The organism is Delftia sp. RIT313 (assembly GCF_000632165.1).
Classification (GTDB): domain Bacteria; phylum Pseudomonadota; class Gammaproteobacteria; order Burkholderiales; family Burkholderiaceae_C; genus Comamonas; species Comamonas acidovorans.
In genome coordinates this window covers 1-13661 of record NZ_JFYT01000073.1, presented here as the reverse complement: position 1 = coordinate 13661, position 13661 = coordinate 1, and the positions used below count along the sequence as shown (strand labels likewise).

Annotated in this window: 15 protein-coding genes and 1 pseudogene; 3 read left to right on the top strand and 13 right to left on the bottom strand. The window is 67.3% G+C overall.

The window, feature by feature from the left end; all coding sequences use genetic code 11:
* Positions 1-15: 15 nt before the first annotated feature.
* Genes BW39_RS22370 through BW39_RS22360 form a run of 3 tightly spaced genes read right to left on the bottom strand, consistent with a single transcriptional unit; the run spans position 16 to position 3027 of the window.
* Positions 16-1068 (bottom strand): hydroxyacid dehydrogenase, encoded by a 1053-nt coding sequence (locus BW39_RS22370; protein WP_043824366.1) that lies wholly within the window; start codon positions 1066-1068, stop codon positions 16-18.
* Complete coding sequence (locus BW39_RS22365; RefSeq protein WP_043824364.1) at positions 1068-1745, bottom strand: RraA family protein; 678 nt, start codon at positions 1743-1745, stop codon at positions 1068-1070. Before BW39_RS22365 ends, BW39_RS22370 begins: the two co-directional genes overlap by 1 nt.
* Positions 1746-1791: 46 nt before the next feature.
* The gene (locus tag BW39_RS22360) at positions 1792-3027 is read right to left on the bottom strand and encodes an alpha-hydroxy acid oxidase (protein WP_043824363.1); all 1236 of its coding nucleotides are present in this window, start codon (positions 3025-3027) and stop codon (positions 1792-1794) included.
* 83 nt (positions 3028-3110) lie between these two features.
* Here BW39_RS22360 and BW39_RS22355 point away from each other — a divergent pair, with 83 nt between their 5' ends.
* Complete coding sequence (locus tag BW39_RS22355) at positions 3111-4031, top strand: LysR family transcriptional regulator (RefSeq protein ID WP_016452669.1); 921 nt, start codon at positions 3111-3113, stop codon at positions 4029-4031.
* A 19-nt stretch (positions 4032-4050) separates the two neighbouring features.
* On the opposite strand, the gene BW39_RS22350 is transcribed toward BW39_RS22355, so the two are convergent.
* Positions 4051-5214 carry a hypothetical protein gene (locus tag BW39_RS22350; RefSeq protein ID WP_043824361.1) on the bottom strand — a complete coding sequence of 388 codons (1164 nt, stop codon included), beginning with the start codon at positions 5212-5214 and terminating at the stop codon, positions 4051-4053.
* A gap of 61 nt (positions 5215-5275) precedes the next feature.
* Between BW39_RS22350 and BW39_RS22345 the strand changes: the two genes are divergently transcribed.
* Positions 5276-5467, top strand: a complete 192-nt coding sequence (locus tag BW39_RS22345; protein WP_043824359.1) for an oxidoreductase-like domain-containing protein — start codon at positions 5276-5278, stop codon at positions 5465-5467.
* 23 nt (positions 5468-5490) lie between these two features.
* Here the strand turns inward: BW39_RS22345 and BW39_RS22340 are convergent, their stop codons facing one another.
* From BW39_RS22340 to BW39_RS30600, 5 genes are all read right to left on the bottom strand, one after another.
* Positions 5491-5961: a RidA family protein gene (locus BW39_RS22340; protein WP_012207603.1), complete on the bottom strand. Its 471-nt coding sequence runs from the start codon at positions 5959-5961 to the stop codon at positions 5491-5493.
* Between the two features lie 234 nt (positions 5962-6195).
* On the bottom strand, positions 6196-7011 hold the full coding sequence (locus BW39_RS22335) for an ABC transporter permease (protein ID WP_012207604.1): 816 nt from the start codon (positions 7009-7011) through the stop codon (positions 6196-6198).
* A gap of 5 nt (positions 7012-7016) precedes the next feature.
* Complete coding sequence (locus BW39_RS22330) at positions 7017-7868, bottom strand: ABC transporter permease (protein WP_043824357.1); 852 nt, start codon at positions 7866-7868, stop codon at positions 7017-7019.
* A gap of 5 nt (positions 7869-7873) precedes the next feature.
* Positions 7874-8716: an ABC transporter ATP-binding protein gene (locus tag BW39_RS22325; protein ID WP_043824356.1), complete on the bottom strand. Its 843-nt coding sequence runs from the start codon at positions 8714-8716 to the stop codon at positions 7874-7876.
* A 60-nt stretch (positions 8717-8776) separates the two neighbouring features.
* On the bottom strand, positions 8777-9673 hold the full coding sequence (locus tag BW39_RS30600) for a hypothetical protein (RefSeq protein ID WP_152547302.1): 897 nt from the start codon (positions 9671-9673) through the stop codon (positions 8777-8779).
* Positions 9674-10020: 347 nt separating this feature from the next.
* Between BW39_RS30600 and BW39_RS22310 the strand changes: the two genes are divergently transcribed.
* Entirely contained in the window at positions 10021-11805 is a 1785-nt protein-coding gene (locus BW39_RS22310) for a monovalent cation:proton antiporter-2 (CPA2) family protein (protein WP_043824352.1), read from the top strand.
* Positions 11806-11829: 24 nt separating this feature from the next.
* On the opposite strand, the pseudogene BW39_RS30595 reads toward BW39_RS22310, so the two are convergent.
* The 4 genes and pseudogenes from BW39_RS30595 to BW39_RS22300 form a co-directional block, all read right to left on the bottom strand.
* Positions 11830-11949 (bottom strand): annotated as a pseudogene (locus BW39_RS30595) (VOC family protein); the annotation flags it as partial.
* A gap of 33 nt (positions 11950-11982) precedes the next feature.
* A complete protein-coding gene (locus BW39_RS31320; RefSeq protein WP_152547301.1) occupies positions 11983-12699 on the bottom strand; it encodes a hypothetical protein in 717 nt (238 codons plus the stop codon).
* Positions 12700-12807: 108 nt separating this feature from the next.
* The gene (locus BW39_RS22305; RefSeq protein WP_012207608.1) at positions 12808-13197 is read right to left on the bottom strand and encodes a VOC family protein; all 390 of its coding nucleotides are present in this window, start codon (positions 13195-13197) and stop codon (positions 12808-12810) included.
* Positions 13198-13263: 66 nt separating this feature from the next.
* Positions 13264-13617, bottom strand: coding sequence for an energy transducer TonB (locus BW39_RS22300; RefSeq protein ID WP_012207609.1), 354 nt, complete (start codon positions 13615-13617; stop codon positions 13264-13266).
* Positions 13618-13661: the final 44 nt, after the last annotated feature.

Genomic DNA, 13661 nt, shown 5'->3' with positions numbered 1-13661 from the left:
TGGTGAAGGAAGCGGCTAACGGGACAGGGAACGGGACGGGTCCAAGGCCCTGGCGATGCGCTCGCGCGCATGCGGCCAGACCTCGGGATTGACCAGGCGCGCGGGCCGCTGGCCGTCGGCCAGCAACTGCACGATCTGGGTGGCGGCCAGCTCGGCGTTGTTGCGCCGGGCCTCGTGCGTGACACCGGCGGTGTGGAAGGTGGCCACCACCTGGGGCAGGGCCAGCAGCGGATGGGAGGCGGGCGGCGGCTCCTGGTCCCAGACATCGAGCCCGGCGCCGGCCAGGTGGCCACGGGCCAGGGCGGCGTGCAGGGCGGCCTCGTCATGGATACCGCCGCGCGCCGTGCTCACGAAGATGGCGCCCGGCTTCATGGCCGCAAAGGCAGCGGCGTCCATGAGCCCCAGCGTGGAGGCATCGCGCGGGCAGTGCAGGGAGACGATGTCCGCGCGCTGCAGCAGTTCGTCGAAGCCGACGGCCTCGGCCCCGCGCGCCGCCAGGCCGGCTGCGTCGTAGGCCGGGTCGCAGCCGATCACCTGCATGCCGAAGGCCCGGCCCAGGGCCGCGACGCGGCTGCCGGCCTCTCCCACGCCCACCAGGCCCAGGGTGCGGCCGCGCAGCTCGTGGCCCATGACGTCTTCCCGGCTGAAGCCCCGGCCCGGGGCGCGCAGCAGGCGGTCGGATTCGTTGATGCGGCGCAGCACGGACAGCATCAGGCCGATGGCCATCTCGGCCACCGAATCCGCATTGCCGCCCGACTGGTTCATCACGGCCACGCCGGCGCGCGTGCAGGCCTCGATGTCGATGGTGTCGCAGCCCGACCCGCTAGAGGACACGGCCAGCAGATCGGGGCAGCGCGCCAGCAGGTCCGCCGTGGCGAACCAGTGGCGCGGCAGCTCGTCCTTGGCGGCCGTGATCTGGTAGACCTGGGCGCCGGCCAGGGCGTGCCAGGCGGCGGCATCGTCGCCCTCGCGCCGGCAGGTGATCAGTTGCACGCCAGGCGCGGCCGAGACGATGCGGTCAAAGGCTGCATCCAGCCAGTAGTCGAAACGGACAACGCGATGGTCCATCACAGCACCCCCTTGGCGGCCAGCGTGCGCGCCACCCAGGAACGGTCGGCGCGGCCTGCGGCAATGGCGGCGAGCACGTCGGCCTCGTCGCGCTGTATGGCCTCCACGCGGTCGGCAATGGCGGCGGCCTCGGCGGCGGGCACGGCCAGCAGGCCGTCGCCATCGCCCAGCACCAGGTCGCCCGGGTGGACGACCATGCCGTCGATGCTCACGGGCACATGCAGCTCGCCGGGGCCGTCCTTGTAGGGGCCACGGTGCGAGACGCCGCGCGCATACACGGGCAGGCCGTGCTGGCCGATGGTGTCGCTGTCGCGGATCAGCCCGTCGATGACGATGCCGGCCGCGCCGCGCGCCATCATCAGCGCCAGCATGATCTCGCCAATGATGGCGTTGGGCCCGGCGCCGCCCGCGTCCACCACGATCACGTCGCCGGGGCCGCAGATGTCGATGGCCTGGTGCACCATGAGGTTGTCGCCGGGCCGCGTGCGCACGGTCAGCGCACGGCCCAACAGCGGCCCCTGGCGGCGATGGAAGGGCCGCAGCGCCGAGGTGCCCGTGGTGCGGCTCATGGCGTCGCTGACATTGGCGACCGGAAAGCCGCGGTAGCGCTGCAGTAGCGCATCGCCAAGGGCGGCCTCGGGCCGGGCGTGGATATGGAATCCGGGAATCTTGCTCACTGCTGTGTCTCCGTCTGTGTCTGTGTCGATACTGTTGTCTTGCCGCTCAGAACGCATCCCAGGCCTGCGCATGGCGCACGCAGGCCGGCGTGATGTGGTCCAGGCGCGTGGCGCCCAGCATGGCCATGTCGCGCAGCACCTCCTCGCGCAGCAGGGCCATGGCGTGGGTCACGCCCGCAGGCCCGGCCACCGAGGCCGCGTAGTTGAAGGGCCGGCCCACGAACACGCAGCGCGCGCCCAGGGCCAGGGCCTTGAGCACGTCGGTGCCCCGTCGCACGCCGCTGTCCAGCATCACCGGCAGGCCGGGCACGGCGCGCACGATGCCGGGCAGCACGCGCAGCGGTGCCACGGCGCCATCGAGCTGGCGCCCGCCGTGGTTGGAGACGATGAGGCCGTCGGCGCCGTGATCGCGCGCCAGCACGGCGTCTGCGGCCGAAAGAATGCCCTTGACCACGAGCTGCCCCTGCCAGCGCTGGCGGATGGCGGCCAGATGCGGCCAGGCCAGATGGGAGCGGTCCGAGAAATCGCGCATCACGCTGGCCGACAGGATGGGCGCGCCCCGGTGCGCATAGTTGTTCTCGAAATGCGGCATGCCGTGGCGCCACAGGGTCTTGAGAAAGCTGCCGAACAGCCAGCGCGGGTGGCTGATGCCCTGCCAGGCCAGGCCCGGCCCGGGCCGCAGCGGCGTGGAAAAGCCGGCGCGCACATTGTTCTCGCGGTTGGCGGCCACGGGCGTGTCCACTGTGATCACCAGGGTCTGCACGCCGGCGGCGGCCACGCGGTCCAGCAGCGCATCGATCTGGCCCTGGTCGCCCGGCAGGTAGGCCTGGAACCAGGTGTGGGGCGCGGCCGCCATCACATCCTCCAGCCGGATCAGCGAGGAGCCGCTCATGATGGCCGGCACGCCCGCCTGCTGTGCGGCCTGGGCCAGCACCAGGTCGCCCCGGTAGGCCGACAGCGCGGCAATGCCCATGGGCGCCACGCCGAACGGCGCGCCGTAGCGGCGCCCGAACAGCTCGAAGGAGGGGTCGCGCTGTGCCACGCCCACCAGCGCGCGCGGCACGAAGGCCAGCTCGGCAAAGGCGCGGCGGTTGTCCGCCAGCGAGGCGTTGTCCTCCACCGCCCCGCTGATGTAGGCATGGATGGGGCGCGGCAGGTGCCGCCGCGCCAGCCGCTCGAAATCATCGAGAGACAGCACCTGGCGCAGGCGGCGCGGCGGCCGGGCAGGGGCTGGTGCAGCAGCTGCAGGAGCGGTGGTGGAGGGGACGGTGTTGGCAGGCATTGCCGGCCAATGTAGAAGGGCCGACCTGCAAAGAAAAGCGAAATAAATAGGAATCGATATTTCGATTTTGGAAGAATGTCGCCATGACCCTCAAACAGCTCGAAGCCTTCTACTGGGCCGCCACCTGCCTGAACTTCAGCGTGGCGGCCGACCGCGTGCACCTGTCGGTCTCATCGCTGTCCAAGCGCATTGCGGAGCTGGAGGCCTCGCTGGGCGTGCAGCTGTTCGACCGCAGCGGCCGCGCCGCCGAACTCACGCCCCAGGGCGAGCAGCTGCTGCCGCGCATCCGCGAGCTGCTGCACGGCGCCGCCCAGCTGCGCGAGGCGGCGGGCCGCAGCGTGGGCCTGCAGGGCCGCTGCCGCATCGGGTTTGGCGAGCTCAGCGGCCTGACCTGGCTGCCCCGGCTGGTGCAGAAGGTGGCCGAGCTGCATCCCGACCTGCAGCTGGAGCCCCACACCGACATCGGCCAGGTGCTGGAGCAGCGCATCGTCGATGGCGAGCTGGACTGCGTGGTCATTGCCGGGCCGTCCTCGCGCAGCAGCCTGGCCTTCGAGCAGGTCGCCCAGGTGCGCTTTGTCTGGGCCGCCAGCGACGACTTCATCGCCCGCGCCGGCACCGGCCTGCCCCGGCGCCTGGTGCGCGAGCAACTGCTGATCGCCCTGCCCACCGGCTCGGGGGCCACGCGCACGCTGGACGACTGGCTGGGCCGCCACGGCCTGGCCGTGGAGCGGCGCCTTTCCTGCAACAGCTGGGGAGCCGTGGTGGGCATGGTGGTGGACGGCCTGGGCTTCACCTACATGCCCGAGCAATGGGCCCTGGCCCTGCAGCAACGCGGCCGCCTGCGCGTGCTGGACGGCAGCGCCGAGGCCGCAAAGCACAGCGCGCTGGCCCCGCTGACCTACACCGTGCAATGGCGCCGCGACGATGCCCGGCCCCTGATCACGGAAATGCGCGAGATCATCCGCAGCGTGATCGATTTCCCGGCGCCGCGCTGTTTGAGTTGAACAGACGGAAAGCGTGCCGTCAGCCCGCGGTATCCGGCTCCCGCGGCAGCTCCTCCATCACCCACGGAGCCTCTTCAATGCGCGCCAGCAGTGCCAGCGTGGCCTGTCGCAGCGCATGCAGCCTGTCCGGCTCCAGCGCCCCCTCGACGATGGCCTCCACATGGAGGTTGCCTTCCTTGAAGCGCAGCGTCACTCCGTCCATCACCACGGCGTACATTCCCCCGACCGCTTCCTGAACCGGCGGGGCAACCGTCTCATCGATCCGGTAGAGCAGGTCCAGCGCCTCGAAGTCAGGCGCGTCACCCAGGCCCTCGATCGTTGGCAGATTCAGGTGCTTGTATTTGCGCAGTGAATGCGCAAGCCGCATGCTCATGAGCCGGTTGCCTTTGCCATCGGCACGCCGCATGGCCCAACGCTGCCAGGGCCTGCGGGTCAATCGCCGCCACTCGCCGGTCACTGTGTCCAGCGACCAATCGTCGATGTTCTCGGGCGTCAGGCATTGCTCGCCAAACCAGCGCTCGCCGCCGCTCACCACGATGGTTCTCCCATCGCCTGCCAGACAGGCCTCATGCTGATAGATCCAGCCGGGCGCCTCGCCATGCGTGGGAACCGCCTCGATGCGCATGCTGTCCAGCAGCAACTTGTACACCCGCGTCATCCCCGGCATGCGCTGGTGCCGGTAGCCCAGGCCGCCAATGATGAAGATGGCGTCACCCACCAGCGTGGCGCTGTGGAAATCGGTGGTAGGGAAGGCATCGTCCGGGTAGCCGTGGATGGCGATGCCGCCATTCGCGTCGATGACGATGACATCGTTGTAGATGAAGAAGTCGGGATCGCAGCTGTCTTCGTGCTGGCCGCCGATGTGCACGACCCGGCCATCGGCCAGCACCGTCTCGCTCTTGCCATACCGGGCAAAGCACCACATGGGCCCTTGCGCAAAGGGCGACGGTCCACGCAGAAGTTCGTTCGCGCCATAGGCGCTCCAGCGCGTGCGCACCATCCAGTGCCACAGCGGATTGTCCTGCCGCGTCGGGTTCAGCGCTCCGGCCCGGGGCGAGCGCCAGAGGGCAAGATCCCGCACGGCTTCCTCGGGCGGCGGCTCGGCCTTTCTGCGTTCGGCGGCGTCCTCTTCAGCGAGAAATTGCGCAATCTCATCCTGTTTGCTCTGATCGCCAGCCTGCATGGCCTGCCTCCTCAAAAACCGTACAAAACAACGCCACAAGCAGCGCGAGACAATCGAGCCCATGACCACCGCGCCGATTCCAGATTCCGCCGACCCCATGCCCCAGCCGCCCGAGCAGCCCGACCTGGACGCCTGCTGCGGCAATGGCTGCGACCCCTGCATCTTCGACAGCTATGACCTGGCCATGGACGAGTACCGCCAGGCGCTGCGGGCCTGGAAGGCGCGCAACGAAACGCCAGCGGGCCAGAGATAGGAATAGGGATAGGGGTAGCGCGATCAGTCCACGCGGGCGATCAGGTCCAGCTCCACGGCCGCGCCCTTGGGCAGCTGCAGCACGCCCACCGAAGTGCGCGTGTGGGCACCCACGGGGCCCAGCACCCGGGCGATGAGGTCGGAGGCGCCATCGGCCACCTCGCTTTGCTGGGTGAAATCGGGCGCCGAGCGCACATAGACGGTGATGCGTGCAACGGCGCGCACGGCATCGAGCGAGCCGGCCGCGCGCTGCACGAAGGCCAGGGCGCGCATGGCGCAGATGGCGGCGGCCGTTCTGGCCGATGCCAGGTCGATCCCGGCGCCGACCGTCCCCACGTAGAGCACTTCATCGCCCACGCGGGGAATCTGCCCGCTGACGAACAGTTGCTGGCCGTCGCGCACGACGGGGCTGTAGTTGCCGCCTATCTTGATCTCGCCATCGAAGCGGTGGCCGAGCTCAAGGGCGGCCTGGGCGAAGCGTTCATCTGCTGTCATGGTCTGGTGTCCGGAGTAAGGCAAGCGCGCAGTCTAGAGCGTGTTATGCACTTTCCCGGCTTTCCCGAAGGGTTGGCTCTGCGTGCAGGCGCTCGCGGCGTTGCAGCGCTTGCCAAGGCATGAGCCTTGGCGGCGCACTGCGCCTTGCGATCACCAGCGCGCAGAACCAACGCGGGTACTTAAAAGTGCATAACACGCTCTAGAGCCTGTGGTGCACCGGCGCCTGCGGCGGCTTCAACTGCCCGTGGACGCGTAATGCCTCACTCCCATGCGCCAGGCGCCCGAGGCCAGCCAGAGGAAGGCAAAGCCGGCCAGCGGCGAGACCCAGCCCAGCCAGGCCGGCGCGCCCAGCGGGTCGGGCTTGCCCAGCACGGCCAGCGCCGGGTAATAGGCCACGCAGGCCAGCGGCACGGCGAAGGTCAGCAGGCGGCGAAACCACTGCGCGTACAGGGCCAGCGGGTACTGGGCGGCCTCGACGCTGCCGTAGCTCAGCACATTGGCGGCTTCCAGGCTTTCCACGGTCCAGAACGAGAGCGCGCCCTGCAGCACCAGGATGCCCAGGAACAGCGCCACGCCGCCCGCCACGGCGAACAGCGCCACGGCCACGGCCTGGGGCGTCCACGCCACGGCGCCCTGGGCCGTGGCAAAGCCCAGCACCAGCAGGCCCTGCAGCAGGCGGCCCAGGCGGCTGATGCGCACGTCATGGCCCATGAGCTGCAGCCACACGGGGCGCGGGCGCAGCAGCAGTCGGTCGAAGGCGCCGGTGCGCAGGAACTGCGTGCCCAGCACGTCGAAGCCCCGGCCCAGCGCATCGGCCAGGGCGAACATGCAGTTCACCAGGCCATAGAACACGGCCACTTCGCCGATGCGCCAGCCCTGCACCTCGCCAAACCGGTGGAACAGCGCCCAGACGGCGATGACCTCGATGCCCGTGACCAGGAACTGGCCCAGGGTCAGCATCAGCGCCGAGGCCGGGTAGCGCGCCTGCCCGCCCAGCGAGGCCAGCGCCAGGCGCAGGAACATGGACAGCGATCCTTTTTGCTTGGCCATGGCGCTCACCCGCCCTGCACTTCGAGGCCGCGCATGGTGCGCGCCATGGCCACGCGGCCCAGGGCCACGATCACAGCAATCCACAGGGCTTGCAGCGCCAGGCAGGCCAGCATCTGCGCACCGGCCATCTGGCCGAAATAGATGCGCGCGGGGATGTCCATCACACCGGCCAGCGGCTGCAGCAACAGCGCGGTCTGCCAGGCGTCGGGCATCAGCGCCAGCGGCAGCAGATTGCCCGACAGCACGATGACCACGGGCGCGGCCAGCGTGTTGATGCCTTTTTCATTGAGCGCGGCGGCAGCGGCAACATTCAGCAGCATGACCAGTGCCGTGGACAGCAGCAGCGCCAGCAGCATGGAGGCGGCAAAGCCCAGGCCTGCGGCCCAGCCGGCCGGCGGCTGCCAGCCCCAGGCGCCCAGCCCCATCAGCGGCAGGGCCAGCCCTGCAAACGCCACCATCAGCGCCACGCGCGGCAGCACGCGCGCGGCGATCCAGCCAGCCGAGCGCACGAACCACAGCGCATAGGCATCCACGGGCCGCAGCCGGTCATAGGCAACGGCGCCCGTGCGCACGGCCAGGGCCACGTCGGGGTCGCCGCTCCAGGGCAGCAGCGCGAACAGGCCCTGTGCCAGCCAGGTGTAGGTGATGGCGTGCTCCAGCGAGATGGGCGCGCCGGCCGATGCCGAGGCGCTGCCGTAGAACGCCGCCAGCACCATGGTCTTGATGGCGCCCCACCAGCACTGCGTGGCAAAGCCCGCGTAGGCGGCCGTGCGGTACTGCAGCATCAGCAGAAAGCGCGAGGCGAAGGCGGCCTTGTAGGGGCGCAGCAGGTGTCGCAGGCGGTGGCGCGGTCCCATGGCGCTCAGACCTCCGAGGCACCATGCATGGCGTAGAAGCGGGCGATCACGGCCTCGATGGCCATGTCCTGCCCCTCGCCCGTGCCATCGCGCTGCGCCGCCGCCACCTGGGCGCGCAGCGCATCGACCGCGCAGTCGGCCAGCACGCGGCCATGGCCGATGACGATGACGCGCCGGGCCAGCGCCTCGATGTCGTGCATGTCATGCGTGGTCAGCAGCACCGTGGTGCCGCGCTCGCGGTTGGCGCGCAGCACGAACTCGCGCACGGCCAGCTTGGAGGGTGCGTCCAGGCCGATGGTGGGCTCGTCCAGGAACAGGATCTCGGGCTCGTGCAGCAGGGCCGCGGCGATCTCGGCGCGCATGCGCTGGCCCAGGGACAGCTGGCGCACGGGCTGGTCCAGCAACCGCTCCAGGCTCAGCATGGCCACCAGCTCGTCGCGGGTGCGCGCAAAGCGCAGCGGATCGACGCGGTACAGGTCGCGCAGCAGGTTGAAGCCGTCGCCAACGGGCAGGTCCCACCACAGCTGCGAGCGCTGCCCGAAGACCACACCGATGCGGCCCACATGGCGCTGGCGGTCGGCGAAGGGGTCGCGCCCGTCCACCTCCACGCGCCCGCCATCGGGCCGCAGGATGCCCGACAGAATCTTGATGGTGGTGGACTTGCCCGCGCCGTTGGGGCCGATGAAGCCCAGCAGCTCGCCACGCTCCAGCGCGAACGACACGCCATCCAGCGCCTGCACCGTGCGATGGCGCGGGCGCACCAGCGCGCGCAGCGCGCCCATCACGCCGGGGTCGCGTTCATGGATGCGGTAGGTCTTGCGGAGGTCGTGGACGAGGATCTGGGGCATGGCGCTGGGCGGTGAGGGGGCGCGATTCTACCCGGCGGTGCTCGCCGGGGCCCCCGCCGTTCAGCGGATGCGGTGGATGGACCAGTTGGTGTCCTGCACGTTGAGGGCCAGGGTCATGCCGTTGGCGTTGTAGTGCAGGCCCACCACATCGCCTGCATTGAGCTGCACCTCGGCATCCAGGGGAACGGCTGAGCTCCCCAGGACGGTGCGCAGGGACAAAACCAGGGCGACATTGACGTTGAGGATGGGTAGCTTGGCTTGCGCCAGAACGTCGCCGCCATTGCGTCGCACCTCGAATGCGGGATTGACGCCAGCTCCCATGGACACCGAGACAGCAGCTGTCGTCGAGTAATTGACCACGCCGCCGATCTTGTATGTGCCTGTCGTGGGCACTGTGAAATTGCCGCTGACTGCATCGAACGCTGTATCCGCATAGAAAGGCGCATTGACCGTCCAGCCTGTCAGCGGGGTATTGCCAGAAGCGGTCAGCGTAAGCAGCTTGGCGGAAAAGCCCTGCTCTGCCAGGCTGGTTCCCGCTGCGCCCGTCGCACCCGAAGGGCCGGCGGGGCCTGCCGGACCGGGAGCGCCATCAGCCCCCGTGGCTCCGGTGGGCCCTGTCGCTCCTGCCGGCCCTGCGGGGCCGACTTGCCCTGCAGGGCCTGCAGCGCCGGTTGCTCCCGCTACCCCCGTTGCACCCGTTGCACCGGTCGCCCCCGCCAAGGACGCGGGATCGCAGCGTCCCAACGTGCCCGCCGCGTCATGGCAGATGGGGCTGGTCAGGCTCGGGGCCGTGGCCGGGAGGCCAGGCACGGCCACCGCGCCCGTGGGACCCACGCGCAGTGCCGCACCTCCGGCTCCAGAGTTGATCACCACGCCGCTGCCCGGAGCCGGGGTGATCACGATATCTGCCGCCAGGGCGGGCCCCAGGGGAAGACACATCAGCAAAAGGCTGTTCAATGCGTGTTGTTTCATGGTTCCTGTGATTCAGCAAAAGGTCGATGACAGCCCCAGGGCCGAGGCTGGGGTGCGGATTCGCCTGGCAAAGAGGGATGGCAAAAAGGGATTCGTGCCCGCCTTGCTCCTGGCAAGCTCGGGGGCCGGCCAAGCCGCAAAAAGAGCTGCGGCGGCGCGGACCCATGGCGGAAAATTGTGAAACTTTGTAGATAGTAGTTTCCAAAAGAATCTGCGTAAATACCCTTTTGCCCCAGCATCCGAGCAGGGCCGATCCCTTCAAGACGCGGGCTGCAACGTCCCTTTGCTATCCTGCGCGCCCATCGCACACCGCCCATCCAAGGAAACACAACATGGCAGCTGAAGGCAATGCAAGCCAGCTCGTAGGAATCGTCACGCTGCTGGGGGCCGCCGTGGTGGCCGTGCCGCTGTTCAAGCGGCTGGGCCTGGGCGCCGTGCTCGGCTACCTGGCCGCCGGCCTGGCCATAGGCCCCTACGGGCTGGGCCTGGTGACGGACGCGCAGACCATCCTGCACGTGGCCGAGCTGGGCGTGGTGATGTTTCTCTTCGTCATCGGGCTGGAGATGAAGCCCTCGCACCTGTGGGATCTGCGCGGCCAGATCTTCGGGCTGGGCAGCCTGCAGGTGGTGGTGTGCGCGCTGCTGCTCACGGGCGTGGGCATGGCCTTCGGCTTTCCGTGGCAGGTGGCCTTCGTGAGCGGCGCGGGCTTCGTGCTGACCTCCACGGCCATCGTCATGCAGGTGCTGGCCGAGCGTGGCGACATCCTGGCGCCGCGCGGCCAGCGCATCGTATCCATCCTGCTGTTCGAGGACCTGCTCATCGTGCCGCTGCTGGCCGTGGTGGCCTTTCTGGCGCCTGCCGATGCGGCGCCCGTGGCCACCTCGCCCCTGTGGCAACGCGCGGGCGTGGCCCTGCTGTCGCTGGGCGCGCTGGTGGGCGCGGGCCTGTGGCTGCTGAACCCGCTGTTCCGCATCCTGGCCAAGGCCAAGGCGCGCGAGGTGATGACGGCTGCCGCGCTGCTGGTGGTGCTGGGCGCCGCCCTGCTGATGGAGATGGGCGGCCTGTCCATGGCCATGGGCGCCTTCGTGGCGGGCGTGCTGCTGTCCGAATCCTCGTTCCGCCACCAGCTCGAGGCCGATGTGGAGCCCTTCCGCGGCCTGCTGCTGGGCCTGTTCTTCCTGGGCGTGGGCATGGCGCTGAACCTGGAGGTGGTGGCGCTGAACTGGCGCATCGTGGGCATGGGCGTGGTGGCGCTGATGCTGGGCAAGGCGCTGTGCATCTACGCCGTGGCCCGCGTGGCGCGCAGCAGCCATGCCGATGCGCTGGACCGCGCCATCCTCATGGCCCAGGGCGGGGAGTTCGCCTTCGTGCTGTTTGCCGAGGCGCTCAAGCTCGGCGTGCTCGACCCCGAGGTGCATGCCAACATGACGGCCATCGTCGTGCTGTCCATGGCCATCACGCCGCTGGTGGTGGTGCTGCACAAGCGCCTGGCAGGCGCCGAGGCCGTGTCGCTGGACGGCGTGGAGGCGCCGCAGGACCTGCGCGGCAACGTGCTGGTCATCGGCTTCGGCCGCGTGGGCCAGATCGCCAGCCAGGGGCCGCTGGCCCGAGGCGCCAAGCTGTCCATCATCGACAACGACCCCGACGTGATCCGCAACGCCGAGCCCTACGGCTTCAAGGTCTACTTCGGCGACGGCGCGCGCGCCGACATCCTGCATGCGGCCGGTGCCAGCCATGCCAGCGCCATCCTGGTCTGCGTGGACAGCAAGGCCGCCGCCACGCGCATCGTGGAGAACGTGCGCCACGAATGCCCGCACGCCCGCCTCATCGTGCGCGCCTATGACCGCGAGCACGCGCTGGAGCTCATCCAGAAGGATGCCGACCATGTCGTGCGCGAGAGCTTCGAGTCCGCCCTGCTCATGGGCCGCCATGCCGTGCTGGCCCTGGGCGCCACCGAGGACGAGGCCCAGACGCTGGAGGCCGAAGTGCGCGGCCGCGATACCGAGCGCTTTGCGCTGGAGACCGCCGGCGGCAACTTTGCGGGGCGCGCGCTGCTGCTGGGCAACATCGAGCGCATCGATCCGCCCCGGCACGACAAGCCCACCGCCAGGGACTGAGCGCGCAGGGGCCGCAGGCCCCGCTCAATGCCGCTGGTTGATCTGTATGAGATTGCCGCAGGTGTCGTCGAACACGGCAATCGTGACCGGCCCCAGGTGGGTGGGCGGCCTAGTGAAGCGCACGCCGGCCCTATGCAGGGCTTGATTGGCGTTATGCAAAATCACCTATTGTGATCACTATTTTTTCGGCTTAGCATCAAATGTTGCGCCCATCAAAGGGATTACGTGGCTACTCATTGATTCAGGGGAAAATATTGCAATATGCGATGGTGAAACGTCAAGCAAAAATCCTCTAATAGCTTCTGCACCTCCATCTCTTTTCATTTCCACACATATATATTTTGCCTTTTGGCATCCTTTTTTATACTCAATCAGTTCTTTCTCAGCAATATTTCTTCCTATAGATTCGGCAACCGCTGCAGGAATAACCAGAAATAAAGTCAAGAGAAAAAACACCAACGGAAAAATAGTAGAAATCAACACACTCAATAACACAGCCTTAATGAATCGTCGAACCCAATTTGGCTTACCTTCAAGCCATGCTGGGGCTTCATTTTTCGACCTCAGAATTGGCATTTCTAGAATATAAATATATAAAACCAGAATCAAAGCAAAAGAAATTATATATAATGCATTATTGAAAACGGCATTTACAATTTCAAATAATCCATTTACAAAACCATAGTAACCATTTATTAAAATCCAATCTACTTTTTTGGGAAATAATTCATGATTAATACCCCAAAAACTCAGATATTTTCTATGTACTACATCGCCAATTAAGTGCAAAAGCACAGTAGCTACAGCAATTAAGAAAGTACCCAGACTAGCCAACAACGGAAAACTTGAGAGAAAAGACTTCTTTGAGTCGCTAGATTTATTATCATTAAGCATAATTCACAATCAAATACTTCTTCCGCTAGTTAGTGCTTTTCAAACGATTGAAATAATATTTCCATTCATCGTCTTTATTTAGGCAATCTTGACAGCTGTGATCATCCCTCAATGCCGCTGGTTGATCTGTATGAGATTGCCGCAGGTGTCGTCGAACACCGCAATCGTGACCGGCCCCAGATGCGTCGGCGGCCTGGTGAAGCGCACGCCGGCCGCGCTCAGGCGCTCGTACTCGGCCTGCACGTCGTCCACGCCGAAGAAGGTGGCCGGCACGCCGTCGGCATGCAGGGCGGTCTTGAACGGCCTGGCGGCCGGGTGCATGTCGGGTTCGAGCAGCAGCTCCACGCCATCGGCATCGCCGGGTGATGTCAGGGTGAGCCAGCGCGCATCGCCGCCCATGGGAATGTCGTGCTTGAGGACGAAGCCGAGCACGTCGCGGTAGAAGGCCAGGGCCTTGTCCTGGTCGTCGACGAGCACGCTGGTGATGACGATCTTCATGGAATGCTCCTTGTGTCGCTGCGCAGGGCACGCACCGGGTACAAACCTGCCACCACCGGCATGCCGCTATTTCAGCAGGAAGGTGACGGGCACGCGCGTCCACATGCTGTCCGGCACGCCGTCGCGCGTGCCGGGAACAAAGCGCCACGTCCGCACGGCGTCCAGCGCCTCCTGGTCGAGCAGAGGATAGCCGCTGCTGTCTGCCACATCCACGGCCAGTGCCTTTCCGCTGGCGCCCACCAGAACCCGCAGCACCACCTTGCCTTCCTGCTCCAGCCGCCTGGCTTCCTTGGGATAGGCCGGCATCTTGTTCTCGCTGGCCTGCCTGTCAGGCACAGGCTGCACCACGCCTGCCGCAGCCGGGCCACCGGCCAGCAGGCCCAGGGTCAATGCAAGGATGGCGCAGCGCATGCGGGGCATTCGGAAGGCTCCTGGATGGGGACGGGATGGGGGACTGGATGGGG